The sequence below is a fragment of the Suicoccus acidiformans genome (assembly GCF_003546865.1).
Classification (GTDB): Bacteria; Bacillota; Bacilli; order Lactobacillales; family Aerococcaceae; genus Suicoccus; species Suicoccus acidiformans.
In genome coordinates, this window is record NZ_CP023434.1 from 1,388,989 (window position 1) to 1,405,194 (window position 16,206).

Genomic DNA, 16,206 nt, shown 5'->3' on the forward strand with positions numbered 1-16,206 from the left:
TTTAGGCCTCCTTCTCAATAATTAAGTTGCCATATTTATCGCGGTAGACGACTTGTTCCGGATAGACAACGGTCGTCGCCGCTGCTTCTTCTACAATCACAGGACCTTGAAGCTTATCACCGACAGGTAAAAGCTCCCGGTCATATACTTTCGTCTGCAGCCAACCTTTTTGTTCAAAAAGAACAGAGCGTTCTTCCACAAAAGCATCTTCCAGCGTTGAGTTTACCTCGATTTCAGCAATTTCCGGCTTATCCACTTGGCCGTAGCCAGTTAGATGATAATTGACAATTTCTATCGGATTTCCTGGAAGCGTAAAGTTATAAGCTTTCTCGTGAGCAGCGTGGAAAGTCTGGATAATATCGGTAATATCCGCTTGAGTCAATTCACCGTCTGGCAAGCTCACTTTCACAGTATGTTCTTGCCCTGCGTATCGCATGTCGAAGGCATGGTGGAAGCTCACTTTGTCTAACGAAAAGTTCTCTGCTTCAAAATCTGCCCGGCAATTTACTTCAAGTCGCTGCCATTCCTGGTTTACTTCAGCGATATCAATCGTATCAAAGGTTGCGATATGCGTTTGAATGTAGTCATGGCGTAAATCGGTCATCAACATTCCCCAAGCAGAAAAGACTGGAGATGCGATTGGAATAACGACACGTTTAACCCCAAGTTCCAAGGCTAGAGCTGGTGCATGCATTGAGCCACCACCACCAAAGGCTAGCAGTGTAAAGTCGGTTGGATCATAGCCCTTGCGGACGGAGACTAGCTTCAAAGCATTGAGCATATTTGAATTCGCTATGCGAATAATTCCGAGTGCCGCATCATCCGTTGATACACCCATCGGCTGGGCAATCTGTGTATCCAGTGCTTGGCGAACTTTTGCTAAATCCACATCGTAATTGAAATGGCGAGTCGCTAGCCTTCCAGTTAGAATATTCGCATCGGTTGTTGTGGGTTCCGTACCCCCTTGGTTGTAAGCGACAGGTCCTGGATCAGCACCCGCGGACTGTGGCCCTACTTTTAACGTACCTGCTTTATCCAACCAAGCAATAGAACCACCACCGTTACCTATCTCAACAATATCAACTACTGGTACTTTAATTGGATAACCTGCGTGACGGTCATCCCGTTCAATATAATAATCTGTTGAAGTCTTTACTTCGCCGCTTTCTATGAGGGAACATTTCGCGGTTGTTCCACCAATGTCAAAGGCGATAATATTCTCTTCGCCAATCAGTTTACCCAAGGTAGCCGCCCCATAAATACCAGCGACCGGACCAGATTCAACCATATTTACTGGCACACTTTTCGCATTCGCAAAAGACGTGGTTCCACCGTTAGACTGCATAATATATTTTTGATGGATGGTTAAGTTATTGTCTAATTCCTTTTCAAGCTGATTGACATAAGCCGACGCAATGGGCTTGACAAAGGCATTCAGTGCCGTTGTATTGGTGCGCTCGTATTCTCGCCATTCCTTTGTTATATCACTAGAGGCGGACACGTGAACTTCAGGCCACAATTCTTCAATGATTTGAACCGTTTCTTGCTCATGCGTATCATTGACATAGGCGTGTAAGTAAACGACAGCAATTGATTCTACGCCTTCTTCTTTGAAGTAAGTTACCGCTTCTTCAACATCAGCTCGCTTAAGCGGTTGAACTACTTCGCCTTGGTAATTCATCCGCTCTTCTACTTCCAATCGCAAGTAGCGTTCAATGAAAGGCGTTGGTTTCTGATACTGAACATTAAATAAATCGGGACGATTACCCCGTGCAATCTCTAAGACATCGCGGAAACCTTTCGTCGTCAATAAACCTGTCTTAGCACCCTGTCTTTGGGTCAAAGCATTAATAATAACCGTCGTCCCATGAATAAATGTTTCAACTTCTGCTTGCGATAAATCATTCTCCCGCAGCACATTCATAACCCCTTGCTCGAAATTCGGTGGGGTTGTCGCTGATTTCGCATACTGTATCTGCCCTGCTTCATCAATATAAGCTAAATCAGTAAATGTACCGCCAATATCTGTTGCAATTTTCATACTTATTCCTCCTCTTACCCAAAAAACACATCCGCCCTCTCCATTGCTGGAAAAGGGACGAATGTGCTCCGTGTTACCACCCTAATTCAGGTTGTCAATATGAAACCTCTCTCGTAAACTTACGTTCAGTCATAACGGACTGCTCCGTCTAAGTAGCTTGCACTATTTAGATACTCCAAGCTCATTTTCAAGCAGGTTCTGTACTCTTTCTCACCAAGCAAGAGCTCTCTGATACATTCCCTACTTTACTCTACTCTTCACTGCGTTGTAAGTATATTATCTAAGAAAAATCTCATTGTCAAGGGCTTTTATTTTAACTTTTCTATAATCTTATTGCGTGATATGTTGGGCTAGACCGCGAGCTAATGTTAGGAAACTAATGATAGCCGTACCTGAGCCTGGGTAATCTTCAATCATATATTGACCATTGGCCACTTCGCCCACAGCATATAAGCCAGGAATTGCTTCATTATTTTCATCGAGGACTTCTCCGTTTAAGGTAACTACTAAGCCACCGTGTGTACCACTATTCGATGTAGTTAATTTCAAAGCGTAATAAGTTTCTCCTTCAATCGGCGTTAGAAAATCCGCGTCTTTATTGAAGTCATCATCTTGGCCTTTTCCAGCTAATTCATTGTACCGTTCAACGGTGGTGAGGAATGCAGCTTCATCAAATTTTTTCTCACCTTCAGCTTGATTTTCAGCAATGGCTTGAGCCAAATCCTCTAGAGAAGACGCCTTGTAAGCATTCCCTTCTTCAACAGATTGTTCAACTAAATCGGTCGACTCCGTCGTAATAGCATAAGTTATCGTTTCGCCCATATCTAGCATATTACTAGAACGAACAAAATGAAATTCTGATTCATCCATATACCGTTGGCCTTCTTCCGAAACTAATAAACCTTTAAATTCTTCACCATAACCATAGTATGTTGGAATATTCGTTGCTAAATCAATCCCGGCATCATGGAAGAGTGTCTGTGCACCGACTGCTTTAGCCATTTGGATTCCGTCACCGGTATTGCCAGAACCACCGTTTATTGTATAAACGTCTAAAGTCGGGTGATACTCTTTCAACATAGCTTCATTCTGATTATAACCACCCGTCGCAAGCACCACATGTTCAGCTTTGACCACTACTGTATTTCCAGCTGAATCAATCGCTTCAACCCCAATAATGCGTCCATCTTTTTCGATTAAGGTATGCGCTTCAGTCGTCATTAAAATTTCAACGCCACGTTCTTCTAAAGATTCAACCAATGGGTTAACAAAAGATGCCCCATTACGTTCTTTAGGATAATGACCCCAGGCGTGTTCATGACTACTATGCAGTTTAACAGCATCATCCGCAAAGTCTACCCCATTATCAGCTAGGAATTGAATCCCTTCACCCGAGTTCTGCGCAATGTAATCATAGAATTCCTTATCGCCTACTTCATTGGAGATTTCATAAAAATAATTCGCCAAATCTTCCCAGCTTGACTCATTACCCAAAGCCTCTTGGATGGGACTTTCTGCCGCTAAAATTTCCCCACCAGATAAGATGGTCGAACCGCCAACTAAGCCTTGTTTCTCAAGAACAAGAACATCTGCACCGTTGTCTTTCGCTTCAATCGCGGTTGCTAAACCGGCAATTCCTGAGCCAACCACCACAACCTCTGTACTGTATTCAATCGTCTCGCCTGCTTCAGAATCTTCTGTTTCTTGGAAGAAGTCTGACACTTCCCCACCAGCTTGCGTAATGGCATCAGATACCGCATCACGAATAGCATTTGACGTGACGGTTGCACCTGCCACTGCATCTACATTTATAGAATTAGCTTCAACAATCGCAGCCGGAATTTGGTCAATCGCTGGATCGGAAATACCTTCAGATTCTGAATGGTCTTTAACTTGAACATCAGCTAATTTACCATCTTCTATTGTCGTCTCAATGACCATGGGGCCATTATGACCTTCAACTTCGGTTTCATATACACCATCTTCAATGACAGCTGCTTCAGCCGAAACTGCTAGAGTAGAAGCGCTCCCCATTAAGACACCTAGAGACATTAACAATATTGTTAGCCAACTAAAATACTTTCGCATCAAATTGCCACCTTTCCTATTAATATATTGATTATACCTGTTTGTGATTTAATGAACAATATACGTTTGCTTATTCACTCACATTCACCAACCAAAGAGGCATGGACTTATCAAATAACTCACCCATTTCTTGGGGATCTATCACCTCGTTGTTAAGTTTATGTTTCCAAACTTCAGCGCCGCCAAGCGACCATACAGCTAGGTCAAAAGCTTCTTGCGTTGTGAGTTCACGCGCCATTTTAGACTCATATTTCTGTTTCCAAAAATCATAAAAAGTATTTGATACGAAGTTAAAGAAGCTATTTTGGTCATCTTTTTGATTCATCATGACTTGCATGAAGTTCTTATCATCCTCTCCCATGAACTTGGATAAGCCGTAGAATATATCATAAGGTGTCTTATTCCTTTCATCTTGGAAAACCGCCTCTGCTTTCAGGCGATAGTACCAATTTGCGACTTCATATTTGTCAGTAAAGTGACGATAGAAAGTCGCACGTGAAATAGCTGCTTGGTTAGCAAGTTGGATGACAGTTATTTCATCAAAGCGAAATTTGTCGAGTAACTCTTCAAGGGCTAATAAGATGAGTCGTTTAGTTTTCAAAGAAATCACCTTTCTTGAGACAATGTCAGTCATTTGTTTCATTTTGAGACAAAAGCTAGATTGTGATTATTGTAACTATGTTAGCGCTATTATACTATATCTATAACATAAAAAGGAGGAAATATGATATGACTGAAGCATATTATGATGTTGTAGTAGTAGGTTCTGGGGCATCAGGAATGGCTGCAGCTGTTCAAGCGATAGATGACGGCCTTTCAGTCCTTTTGCTTGAGAAAGGTCGAACAATTGGTGGTTCTTCTAATTATACAGAGGGCATGTTTGCAATTGGTTCTAACATGCAGAAAGAAGCTGGCATTGAAATTAGTAAAGCGCAAATGCTTGAAGAGGAAATGCACTACTCTAATTATCGTGCGGATTCCAGTATTTGGGAGAAATACATCGATAACAGTGCAGCAACCGTAAACTGGCTACAAGAACATGGCGTGGAATTCGACCGTGTCCAAGGAATGGGTGCTGGTGTTAAATCATGGCATATTTATAAAGGCTTTGGTGACACTGTGATTGTTGATACGCTTTTACCTTATTTAGAAAGTAAGGGAGCGACTATTCTAACGCAACATGCCGGCTGTAAAATTCATAAAGATAATGATGGCAAAGTATATGCTATAGATGTGAAAGATGTGGTTACCGATAAGATTAAGCATATTGAAACAAAAGCAGTCGTATTAGCAACTGGGGGATACTTAGATAATCCAGAGATGGTGAAGGATTATACACATTATGATACTGAACGTTTAATTCCGGTAAGCTGTGGTAAAGATACGGGCGACGGCTTACGGATGGGCTGGGAAGTAGGCGGCAAGGAGACTGGCATGGGTACATTGATGCTTTTCGGAGGCTATTTAGATGATCCGAATCGTCCTGCTTACGAATTAATGCGCTCCCAAATGTGTGTGGCAGCAGGTCAACAACCTCTTTTCTGGGTAAATGAGCGTGGAAACCGCTTCGTCAATGAGGAGGTAATATATAATTTCTCTCAAGCGGGGAATGCTTTATATACTCAAGAGAAAGTGTATAGTATTCTCGACCAAGGAGTTATCGACTTAATGGCTACTGATGGTAACTTCATGGGGCTTGGAGTATATATTGAACGCGGCGATAAGATGGATGAGCTTCAAGTTGAAATTGAGTCTGCCGTAAAAGCCAAGAAACCTTACTTACGTGTGGCAGATTCCATCGAAGATTTAGCTGAGCAGATAAATGTACCTGTTGAGAATCTGGTCGCTGCTGTAGAGCGTTATAATAAAGACGCTGAAGCTGGAGAAGATAGTCAATTTGGAAAACCAGCTGAATATATGGTTCCCCTCTCGACTGGACCTTTCTATGCCTTTGAATTATCTGTTGGCTCCTTCTGTTCCATGGGAGGATTGAAAATTAATAACAATAATGAAGTGTTAAATGAAGACGGTGTACAAATTCCAGGCTTGTATGCGGTTGGTAATGATGCGAGTGGTTTAGTCGGGGATACTTATGGTCCTGATAAGCCAGGCTCATGCGTTGGTTACGCCTTCTATTCAGGACGTAACGCCGCATTGAATATTAAAGAGTATGTAGGTTAAATTTAAACTGCGCTTAGGTTACTTTCTAAGCGCGATTTGTCTAATTATTATAGAAAGGATAGTACATTAACTTTTAGGTGCGAGACGTGAGGCTGTGTAGTGAAGCAACGCAGTACAAGAGCTGGGTTCTGGGCACAGGAGTGGGTCCGTACAGTAGGATTCCGTCGGACCCTATACTGACAGCATACCACCCTGTTTAAGCGATAAACGCAAAGACTTAGCATAAGGATCCGCATTTATAAAGAAAGGAAGCCTAAAGCTCGGTGGCTTTAGGCTATTCAATATATCAGTTTGTAAATTAGCATGACTAGCAGAGCTGGCGTTGTCTAATAAATGAATACGCCGTGTGGTGGTTCGGTGCAGAGTGGTGAGTTAGCCGGGTTTGAGTGTTTAAATCGGATAGATTATGCTGTTTGCGTGGTAAATTCGGTACGGTTAAGTACCGTTAAGCGTTTTTGGTAATGTTTGAATGGATCCTCATACATTAGCAAGTTCATTTCGTAAGGTTTGAATCGATGTTCAAACCTTACGAACCACTAATATCCGTGCAGTTCAACTAGCCATACTAAGCACAAGACCCCATCTTCAGGTTTGTACGCACCAAAGCTAATCCCAATTCTTGTAGTGCATCCCTGCTGGATTCCGTGGGACTTAGCTCCCACGGGTTTTGCACTTCTTTTTATTCCGTCGGAATACTTCTCCACGAAATGATTTACGCCATTTATTCCGTCGGGCCGCTTCCCAAGAAATATCGTCGCATTTAAGCGACAGCCCTAGTTCTCAGCATCTACGCCTAGCACCCTGCACCAACCATCCCCGAGCACTCAGCGCATCCCTGCACCAACAACCTACCTCGCCACGACCCGCCACCAGGTCCACCGGGCAGAAACTCCGTACGGGCTCAGTCGCGGATCTTAAATTCACTGCAAGGAAAAACCCACAGCGCTGGGCTGTGGGTTTGTTCAACTGCTTATAGTTATTCAGTTATAAGCTATCGCTTATGAGCGTCCTTCGTTGACCCAGCGAACTGCGGTATTCACTCCGAGTGAACCGCCGATGGCTGAGATGACTGCACCAAGAACGACTCCGACGAAGGCCCAGATAGCTCCAGATGAAGCAGAGTCTGTAACTTCATTCGTTGTAACTGCAGCTTCTTGGGCAAATTGGTCTACCGATTCGCTAACTTGGGCTGCGGTATTTTGTAATTCGGCTGATGCTGTGTTGATGGCATCACGTGCCTGAGTTGCTAGGTCGTTGTAGCCGTCGATAATGTTCTGAGTTGCTTCTTCTGCTTCGGCTTGGGTTAAGTCAGTGTTCTCTTCGATTGCGTTCGCCACTGCTTCTTCATCTAAAGATTCCGCAATATTGTCAACGCGAGTCGTTAATGAGTTACCTAAGTCGTTGAGAATTTGCTCAGAATTTTCAGGGTTTACGACTAATTCTTGCGCGGCATTGCCGATTTCCGTTGCTACTTCGCTAACTTGATTGCTCAAGTAGTCTGGTTGCAACTCAGGAATGTCTGTGTCGACAAGAATTTCTTGCACGTCTTCGTTGAATTGGTCAACGTCTGCTTGGTTCAAGTTGACATTATCTGCTAAAGCGCTCACGCCTGAAGATACAGCGTCACCTGCAGTGGATGCTACTGAACTTACTGCGTCACCAGCGACATTAGCTGTGGTTGAGATGGCGCTACCTACTGCCGAAAGTGCAGAAGATGCGACCCATGTTAAAAGGACAACCGTTGCTAATAAACTACCTGCCCACGTTAAGAAACCGTGAACAAAACCAACACGACGTGACGTCAATCCTGACACAAATCCAGCGCCAAGGAATGATAGAATCAGAGCAATCACTGTCCAAATTGCTTGGCCAGTCCCTACCCCGGCAAACGGATTTGGTTGCGTTGGGTCAAATTGTCCGAAGCCAAGTGCTGCATTAATCAAAGAGAGCGTAAAAAGTAAGGCAATAAATGTTATAATACCGGCAAATATTGCTCCCCAGGACAAGTTGTAGCCTGCTTCTTTCTCCTCCTTTACTAAGAAGTCACGTTGGACTTCAGTTTGCTGATTCAAATAAGTTTTGTTAGTTTCTTTACTCATGAGAATCGCCTCCTTTTCTTTTATTAACCTCAATATACCACACTTGTAATTTATTGCAATTTATATGCTTATTTCCGACGCAAAAAAATTACAAACACTTCAAACGACTCTTTTACCTAAAGAGCTTTACATAAAATTAACAGAAAAATGTGCACATTCGCTCACTTCTTAGACATTTTTGTGCGCACTTGTCCATTCCGCAATATGGCTACTCATAGTTCCCATACTGGGCCGACTGCTCACACGGCCTGCCCTCCGCACGAAATTCGCTGAAGACTTCAATACTGAGTCTGTCGAAGTGCACTTGCTCCTGCTCAGCGTAATGCTCAGACAATACAATCGGGATCGCCTGGCTAAGCTTATCGATTAAAAGAAAGGGCCGGTCGCGGTATGAACTGCCCCCTGTCAAGTAGACAGACAAAAAACAAATTATTTTGTACCATGCTTGATTTATTCAGGCATGGTTTTTCTTATGCTAGAATTTTAAGCCCCATAGCTAAAGTCACTCGCTCATTATTGTAGAAATCAATATAGCGTGCGATATCTACCTCAAGTTCCTCAAATCTATCATAAGTCTTCAAACGATACACCTCTTCTTTCAGGGTGCTCGAAATGGCCTCCATCGGTCCATTATCGAGGCATTTTCCGACCCGAGACATGCTTCGGATTAACTCATGCTTGTCCACAAAGGCTTTAAAGAAATGAGAAGTATATTGAAAGCCTCGATCGCTATGAAAGAGGGTTTCGCCAGAAATGATTTCATCCTCAATTTGGACGACTGTATCTTCTACTAATTGATTATTGTTGCGCTTAGACACCTGACGGGCAATGATTTTCTTCTCCCCGTAATCTAAGACGGCACTCAAATAGGCCTTGCAGGTCTTCCCGTATTTCAATTCGGTCACATCCGTCAGGAGGATCTGTCTAGGTTTATAAGGCTAGTCAAATGACCGATTCAACACATTCTCAGCGACATATTGAGGGGTGCTGGGTCCATACTGATAGCGTTTGTGTCGGATAACTGCTTTCAGTCCCATCAGCTTCATTAAGCGGTACACACTTATGATTGACCTTAGCGTCCTATAATAATTCAGATAGATGGTTAAGCGCCGATAGCCATAAATCCCTTTGTGTTTGTCATAAGCTTCTTAGATTTGCTTCATCAGCCATTCCAAGCGCAACTGGGAAGGCGAAGGAACGCGTTTCAACCATTTGTAGTAAGCCGATCGCCTGACTCCTAAAACCTCGCACAAATAGGTTATTTTGTATCCTTCTTGCTTCAGTTTCTGAATCGCCTTGAATTCCGCTTGGTATTTTGTTCTTGTAACAGCAACTCTCTTTCCAATTCTTGCATTTTTTTTAAGGCAGCGTTCTCCGTTTCTAAATACTCATTACGAACTTTTAAAGCAGCGATCTCTGTTTTAAGCTTCTCTTCTTCTGTTTGAATGCTGTCAGGTTTTCTCCTGCCCTACCATCGAAGAGGCCATCCGGCCTATGCTTGCGGTACTTTTTAACCCAAGAATAGACATTGTTGTAAGATACTTGATATTTCTCAGCAGTTTCTCTATAGGACATCTCAGTTGCTAGATAATTTTTGACAATCTCAATTTTTTCTGCTTGTGTTTTCTTCTGGCTTTTCATTGTATACACCTCGGGTTTAGGAGCGGAGTCCTTATTTTCTTCTCTTTAGTATACTTGATTAGCCAATCTCGTACAGTCGTTGCTGAAGGTATTTGACACTTTCGAGCCAATCACTGGGTAAGCGCTTGAGTTTCAAGTTATTCTTTGAGGATAGGTCTGATTGTGTTTATGAGACTGTAAAACTGACTAGTCATGCATTCTGTACTTTAATCGATATCCTTTAAAGACACTCTCAGAGATGAGGAGACCATAGGATTCTTTCAGCTCACGATAACTAACGCCTTCTAAGTTGAGCTGGATAAACTGTTCTAATTCTTCAGCTGAATGCTTTTTATTTGAACGCACAAAAACTCCCCCTAAAGTAGATTTACTTTAGGGGGAGCATATCAGTATTCGTGTTAGACTTGCTGGTAGATGTCGCGGACGACGGTCTCTAAGGCAACGCGCTCGCTCCGTATGAGGTAGGGAAAGCCGGAGCAGATGTCGGTTGAGATGTAGCTTTTGGGTACGAGGAGATGAATGGTTAACTTCAACGTCGCCAAATGCACCTCGTATTCACCGACGAGTTCAATGGTGTGACTTATAAATTGCATGGTCACGCTTAGGTGTTCACTCCTTTTGTCAACTAAGGCATTTCAATGTCAAACATATAATGTAGGAAGGCCGGGAAATGAGTGGCCCAGTATTTCTCGTGGTGGCTTTCTTCAGCTAAGATGCGCAGCCATATTTTGGCCATGGGGTGGTCATGGGCTAGTAAATTCTGATAGTACATTAAAGAGGAATCGATATAGGTTTGCTTCATGGATCCGTGAATGAATTGGGCATCGGTATCATCGCCTTCATCCGTCCCGACTTGGATATACACCTTCGTCTCCGGATGCAAAGGATGCTCAGCCACATACCGTTGAAAGGCGTCCTCACTAAACCAAGAAGCTGACGAGAAGACACCTAGCCCACCGAAGACCTCAGGATAGGCCGAGCCCATATAGGCAGTAATAATCCCACCCATAGAACTTCCTGCCAGCAGCGTATTGGCCCGGTCCGTCTTCGTCCGGTAATGGCTATCAATGAAGGGCTTCACCGTATTCACCACCCAATTACCGTAAGCAATCCCGTCACCGCCCATACCACTCACATCCGTATCCGTTTCCCAAGGACCGTACTCATCCAGGCGACGCTCCTCAGCATTATCAATCCCTACAATAATCATCTTCGGCAATTGCGGATTATTCTTAATCGTCGGAATCACCTTCCAAGAATGCCCCACGAACGCCTCCTTACTATAAAAGACATTCTGCCCGTCATGCATATACACCACCGGATAATACTGATCAACCTCATTAGCATAATCCTTCGGCAACAAGACGCGCACCCGACGCTTATGGTTATAATACGGCACATGAATATAATGCGCATTCATCTTCAAATAATAATACTCTGGGCCCTTGTGTCTCAACGGAACACTCCCTCTCTATCAAATCATACTTTTATCAAAAAATTAGCCACTACTCATAAAAGCAATGCCTGGTGATCATTTCTAAAAATCCCAATGGATGGTTTGCTGGGCTAGGGTTCATTAAAAAAACGTCAATGATGAGTTCTATCAGTAAACGACGGCGGCTCTCCTTATTTCTGCAAAGTTAAGCATACCATGACCTGAAATCCACTCTATCTATATTTCACACCGTATTCGCTAAAGTGAGCCTTAGCCTACCATAGCGAAAAAGATGCTCGTAGCGCCGAGCTGTGTCAGGGAACAAAACAGTGCAATCCGTCCGGCTTCGCCGATACATCTGCTTCGCTAAAGACTTAGCCTAACAAGCAAACCACTATGCTCCTTGCAGCACGCAGTGATGGAAAGCTTTAAGCGTTCCCGTCACTATGGCAGCTCAGTTCAGATTTCAACCCTGTAGCCTCGCCCTCATAGTTTAACAAGTTTTCCGTCAATTACCAAGTAAATATAAAAGATTCTCTGACTTTCCCCGGCCATTCTTAACCTCTGGATTATTGGAAGCGCAATCATCGTGCACTTATCAAATAAGTGCGCTAGGTACTTCATCGGTGCAAATAGCTTGTTCGGCTATTAGTTACACGTAGCAGTGAAACGACGCTGTTTTAGAGCTAGGGGCTTAGTGCTGGGGCGTGGTCGTGGACTCCATTCCGACGTCGTTCCGTCGTTTTTAAGCGATCTGCGCAGGAACCTAGCATAAGGTAGCCTCAAGCAGGAGAGCTTGAGGTAATTGAACAAGGCGGTTTGTGGTATGGAACGACTGGCAGAGATAATGCTGACTAAAAACTGCAGTCAACAAGCACTGTCTCGTTCCCGGATTCCGTGGGAGCACGTTCCCACGGAATGATTTCCGGCCATAATTTCGTGGGGAGACTTCTCCACGGAATTTAGCGCTAATTTTATTCCGTCGGGCGTAGTTCTCACGGAATCCGAATCGAATCAGCCCGCCCCGCTACGGTAAGAATTCGTCAACTTTTTGCGCTGCAGGAGGGGTTATACAGGGCGGGAGAAATTTGTTATACTAGGTTTATATTTTGCAAGAAGGAGGGCTTTGATGAGCCTTGAACATGCATTAAGTCAATATTTCGGTTACGAAGCCTTTCGCAGTGGGCAGAGGGAGATTGTCGAGGCAATTCTGCGCCAGGAGGATGTTCTGGCAATTCTGCCGACGGGGGGCGGTAAGTCTATTTGCTATCAGCTGCCTGCCCTGCTTATGGAGGGGCTGACGATTGTTATTTCGCCGCTAATTTCGTTGATGAAGGATCAGGTGGATACGCTGGTTAATCATAATATTCCGGCGGCTTATTTAAATTCTTCCTTGTCGACTGAGGATTATATTCAAACCATGCAAGCCTTGCGCGCGGGGGAATTGAAACTTCTCTATGTGGCACCGGAGCGGCTGGAGCAAGATGGGTTTATCCAGCAGATGAATGCGCTGAATATTGCGATGATTGCCGTGGACGAAGCCCACTGTGTGTCCCAATGGGGGCACGATTTCCGGCCGAGTTACCGAACGATTACGGATTTTATCAATCAGCTGGATGAGCGGCCGATTGTGGCTGCTTTTACGGCGACGGCTACCCAGCTGGTGCGGGATGATATTGCGGTGCAGCTGGATTTAGCAGAGCCGGCCGTTTTCCTGAACTCTTTTGACCGGCCGAATATTAAATTTACTGTGAAGGAGCCAGCCCACAAGTTCAACGAGCTGCTCCAGGAAGTCAATGAAGCGGATGCCATGGTCATCTATGCCAATTCTCGCAAAAATGTTGACCAACTCTACGACAAGTTGAAAGCCCGCCGCTACCGCGTCGCCAAGTATCATGCCGGCCTTGCCGCTGAGGCGCGTGATCAGGCGCAGAATGACTTTATTTATGACGAAGTGAATTTGATTGTGGCGACGAACGCTTTTGGGATGGGGATTGACAAGACGGACGTCCGCAAGGTCATCCACTACAATATGCCCAAGGACTTGGAAAGCTACTACCAGGAAGCCGGCCGGGCTGGGCGCGATTCGTTGGAAGCTGAGGCGGTGTTGCTTTTTGGCAATCAGGATATTGTGCAAAGTCGCTTCCTGATTGATCAGAGCCAGGACCCTTATGTCAACGAACGCTTGAACCAGATGATTCAATATACCCAGTATACGGGCTGCTTGCGGCAATTTATCTTGCGTTATTTCGGTGAAGAACTGGCCGAGCCCTGCATGAATTGCTCAAGTTGCCTGCGTGAATTTCGTCAAAAAGATGTCACCAAAGAGGCGCAAATGGTGCTGTCTTGCATTATTCGCATGAAGCAGCCTTTTGGGACGACGATGGTGGCTGATGTCTTGCGCGGTAGCCAAAATCAGAAGATTAAGGATTGGTCTTTCGACCGTCTGTCGACCTATGGCCTGCTCAAGAATCGCTCGGATAGCGAAGTAAAAGATATTATTTCCCAGTTGCTAGCTAGTGGCGACTTGGGCGTAAATGAATTCCGCGGGCTGGTGCCGACCCAGCAAGCTACGCAAGTGCTCAAGGGCGAGCGCAGTGTGCTGATTAAAGAGAAGAAACGGACCAGACGGCAGACGCGACCGACCGAAGTGTCGGGGAATTTTAAGGCGGTGTTGGCGGATGAGGACAAGGAATTGTTCGAGATTTTGCGCGAGGTGCGCAGTGTGCTGGCCAAGCAAGAGAAGATGCCGGCCTATATTATCTTTAATAATCGCAGCCTGATTGATATGAGCCAGAAGCGGCCGACCACCTATGTGGATTTTCTGAACGTGGAAGGCGTTGGACAGGTCAAGGCGAATAAATATTGGGAAGTCTTCACGGACGCCATTCAAGCCTATGTGGATGGTGCCGATGATATTGGAATTGATTAGCAAAAAAGTTTTGCCACGGCCGGTGCCGTGGCTTCTTTATGTATAAAGACAAGCATAATCCAAGTACAACAAAACTAAAGCTTGGCCAACCTCCGTCCCGCTTGCTGCAGGGCTAGGAGCCACAAGGCGCCGAAGACGAGGCAGAGAACCGCAATCAGTTTCCACGCGGTCGCATAGCCCACCACCATCGCCAGGCTTGCTACTAAGAGAGACCCGGTCGCCACGCCGAGGCACTGGGTGACCGCATGGAGGAAAACATTGGCCAAGGTAATCGCAATCGGCGGCATGATCACGCAGACGACCAGAACACCCGTAACAATACGACAACATTCCGTGAGAACAGCGATTGACGGAATATAAATCCAGCTAAAATTCCGTGGAATCGGTCTCCCTCGGAATAAACGGCCAAAATCATTCCGTGGGAACGCGCTCCGACGGAATCCCGGAGATCAGAATTGGCGTTGTCCGTGCAGGTACTCTCGGGTGTATAATAAAGAAGTACGGCACTTAGCCGTGGCGAATCGGGATTGTATACAAACCGTCTTGTTCTGCTACGAAACTGCCCTCAAGCAGAAAGAGGCTTCGATGAGAAGCCCCTTTTTGCAATAAATATATTAACCGATGCCTAGGGCAATCCGGGCGTAGCGACTCATGTTGTCGACGGTCCACGGTGGGTCAAAAGTGATCTCCAGATCGACTTCATCCACCCCATCAATTTGCTTGAGTGCATTATGCACGTCGTCGGCGATAACATCAATCAGCGGACAGCCAATCGTAGTCAAGGTCATCAGCACGTAGGCCTGCTTGAGCGGCTCCTTATAGCCCACCTCATAAACAAGCCCCAGATTCACAATATCAATCCCCAGCTCCGGATCAATCACCGACTCCAGCTGCGAAGCGATCTGCTCTTCCATCGTCAAAGCTTCTTCCATGTTCAACCTCCTCATTGTCCTTCTATTCTACACATTTCTCGCAAAAAATCCACGCCTTTCGCTCAGGGTTTGTGGATTCATGGCTTAGTTGTGCACGAATGGTGGTAATTGTGCACCAAATCAAGTCAATCGCTCTATCTGGATTAGGATAAGGTTGGTGCCACGGCTGCGGCCGTGGCTTCCTTATCTTGATTGGTTATTTGTGCACTAATCTTGATTGGGTGATAAGGGCGCAGATTTCGGTTGAAACCGGCTTGACCATTCCTGACTATCGTGGTGCGCACTTACCACGATAGTCTAGAACCAACTGACTGGCGTGGTAGGATTCCACCACGTAACTCAAACCCCGGTTCACTACCGTGGTAAAACTCTACCACGATAGTTTAAGTCCAATCCACTTACGTGGTAGAACTCTACCACGATAGTCTACTCCCCGCATCGAAGCAAAAAAAGCACCCCTACCAAACGCAGCTACAAATTCCTGCTCCCAGCACCAATTCTGTTCAGTTAGGCTACCAATACAAAGTTTAGCCCTCCAACTATATTCAAGCATCTACCACGGATCAGATAAAGGTTGGTGCCACGGCGCTCGCCGTGGCTTCCTTATCTCAATTTACAATTTGCGCCCTAAACCTCACTGCACAACAAAGGCACAAATTTCAGACATACCAATTTGACCATTATTGACTACCGTGGTGCGCACTTACCACGATAGTCTAGAGCCAACTGACTGGCGTGGTAGGATTCCACCACGTAACTCAAACCCCGGTTCACTACCGTGGTAAAACTCTACCACGATAGTTTAAGCCCAATCCACTTACGTGGTAGAACTCTACCACGATAGTCTACTCCCCGCA

General features: G+C 45.1%; 11 protein-coding genes, 2 pseudogenes and 1 other annotated feature. Of the genes and pseudogenes, 2 read left to right on the forward strand and 11 right to left on the reverse strand.

All coding sequences use genetic code 11. The annotated features are described in order from the left end of the window. Position 1 precedes the first annotated feature (1 nt). The 3 genes from CL176_RS06575 to CL176_RS06585 all read right to left on the reverse strand — a co-directional run bounded on the left by CL176_RS06575 (position 2) and on the right by CL176_RS06585 (position 4,730). Complete coding sequence (locus CL176_RS06575; protein WP_118990586.1) at positions 2 to 2,041, reverse strand: hydantoinase/oxoprolinase family protein; 2,040 nt, start codon at positions 2,039 to 2,041, stop codon at positions 2 to 4. 50 nt (positions 2,042 to 2,091) lie between these two features. Beyond that, positions 2,092 to 2,311, reverse strand: a binding site (T-box leader). A gap of 60 nt (positions 2,312 to 2,371) precedes the next feature. Further along, entirely contained in the window at positions 2,372 to 4,129 is a 1,758-nt protein-coding gene (locus CL176_RS06580) for an FAD-dependent oxidoreductase (protein ID WP_118990587.1), read from the reverse strand. 70 nt (positions 4,130 to 4,199) lie between these two features. Then, the gene (locus CL176_RS06585) at positions 4,200 to 4,730 is read right to left on the reverse strand and encodes a TetR family transcriptional regulator (protein ID WP_240430339.1); all 531 of its coding nucleotides are present in this window, start codon (positions 4,728 to 4,730) and stop codon (positions 4,200 to 4,202) included. A gap of 128 nt (positions 4,731 to 4,858) precedes the next feature. On the opposite strand from CL176_RS06585, the gene CL176_RS06590 reads away from it, so the two are divergent. Next, positions 4,859 to 6,310, forward strand: a complete 1,452-nt coding sequence (locus CL176_RS06590) for a vinyl phenol reductase (protein ID WP_118990589.1) — start codon at positions 4,859 to 4,861, stop codon at positions 6,308 to 6,310. Between the two features lie 998 nt (positions 6,311 to 7,308). On the opposite strand, the gene CL176_RS06595 is transcribed toward CL176_RS06590, so the two are convergent. The 7 genes and pseudogenes from CL176_RS06595 to CL176_RS06615 form a co-directional block, all read right to left on the reverse strand. Beyond that, positions 7,309 to 8,409, reverse strand: coding sequence for a hypothetical protein (locus CL176_RS06595; RefSeq protein ID WP_240430341.1), 1,101 nt, complete (start codon positions 8,407 to 8,409; stop codon positions 7,309 to 7,311). A 470-nt stretch (positions 8,410 to 8,879) separates the two neighbouring features. Beyond that, positions 8,880 to 9,068 carry an IS3 family transposase gene (locus CL176_RS12920; protein ID WP_338053781.1) on the reverse strand — a complete coding sequence of 63 codons (189 nt, stop codon included), beginning with the start codon at positions 9,066 to 9,068 and terminating at the stop codon, positions 8,880 to 8,882. After that, positions 9,060 to 9,332 (reverse strand): annotated as a pseudogene (locus CL176_RS12925) (DDE-type integrase/transposase/recombinase); the annotation flags it as partial. The gene CL176_RS12920 and the pseudogene CL176_RS12925, both read right to left, overlap by 9 nt. Before the next feature lie 15 nt (positions 9,333 to 9,347). Further along, positions 9,348 to 9,545, reverse strand: a pseudogene (locus tag CL176_RS13030) (IS3 family transposase); the annotation flags it as partial. A gap of 265 nt (positions 9,546 to 9,810) precedes the next feature. Beyond that, positions 9,811 to 10,050 carry a helix-turn-helix domain-containing protein gene (locus CL176_RS06610; protein WP_118990592.1) on the reverse strand — a complete coding sequence of 80 codons (240 nt, stop codon included), beginning with the start codon at positions 10,048 to 10,050 and terminating at the stop codon, positions 9,811 to 9,813. Between the two features lie 186 nt (positions 10,051 to 10,236). After that, positions 10,237 to 10,395, reverse strand: a complete 159-nt coding sequence (locus tag CL176_RS12275; RefSeq protein ID WP_162890871.1) for a hypothetical protein — start codon at positions 10,393 to 10,395, stop codon at positions 10,237 to 10,239. A gap of 280 nt (positions 10,396 to 10,675) precedes the next feature. Next, positions 10,676 to 11,470: an alpha/beta hydrolase gene (locus CL176_RS06615; protein WP_118991585.1), complete on the reverse strand. Its 795-nt coding sequence runs from the start codon at positions 11,468 to 11,470 to the stop codon at positions 10,676 to 10,678. Positions 11,471 to 12,536: 1,066 nt separating this feature from the next. On the opposite strand from CL176_RS06615, the gene recQ reads away from it, so the two are divergent. Next, the gene (gene recQ, locus CL176_RS06620) at positions 12,537 to 14,417 is read left to right on the forward strand and encodes a DNA helicase RecQ (RefSeq protein WP_240430343.1); all 1,881 of its coding nucleotides are present in this window, start codon (positions 12,537 to 12,539) and stop codon (positions 14,415 to 14,417) included. 614 nt (positions 14,418 to 15,031) lie between these two features. Here the strand turns inward: recQ and CL176_RS06630 are convergent. Then, positions 15,032 to 15,349 carry a metal-sulfur cluster assembly factor gene (locus tag CL176_RS06630; protein ID WP_240430353.1) on the reverse strand — a complete coding sequence of 106 codons (318 nt, stop codon included), beginning with the start codon at positions 15,347 to 15,349 and terminating at the stop codon, positions 15,032 to 15,034. Positions 15,350 to 16,206: the final 857 nt, after the last annotated feature.

Excerpts from the sequence above, each read along its gene's own strand:
- CL176_RS06575 (WP_118990586.1), bottom strand. The coding sequence starts at position 2,041 with ATGAAAATTGCAACAGATATTGGCGGTACATTTACTGATTTAGCTTAT.
- CL176_RS06580 (WP_118990587.1), bottom strand. The coding sequence starts at position 4,129 with ATGCGAAAGTATTTTAGTTGGCTAACAATATTGTTAATGTCTCTAGGT.
- CL176_RS06590 (WP_118990589.1), top strand. The coding sequence starts at position 4,859 with ATGACTGAAGCATATTATGATGTTGTAGTAGTAGGTTCTGGGGCATCA.
- CL176_RS06595 (WP_240430341.1), bottom strand. The coding sequence starts at position 8,409 with ATGAGTAAAGAAACTAACAAAACTTATTTGAATCAGCAAACTGAAGTC.
- CL176_RS12920 (WP_338053781.1), bottom strand. The coding sequence starts at position 9,068 with ATGTCTCGGGTCGGAAAATGCCTCGATAATGGACCGATGGAGGCCATT.
- CL176_RS06610 (WP_118990592.1), bottom strand. The coding sequence starts at position 10,050 with ATGAAAAGCCAGAAGAAAACACAAGCAGAAAAAATTGAGATTGTCAAA.
- CL176_RS06615 (WP_118991585.1), bottom strand. The coding sequence starts at position 11,470 with ATGAATGCGCATTATATTCATGTGCCGTATTATAACCATAAGCGTCGG.
- CL176_RS06630 (WP_240430353.1), bottom strand. The coding sequence starts at position 15,349 with ATGGAAGAAGCTTTGACGATGGAAGAGCAGATCGCTTCGCAGCTGGAG.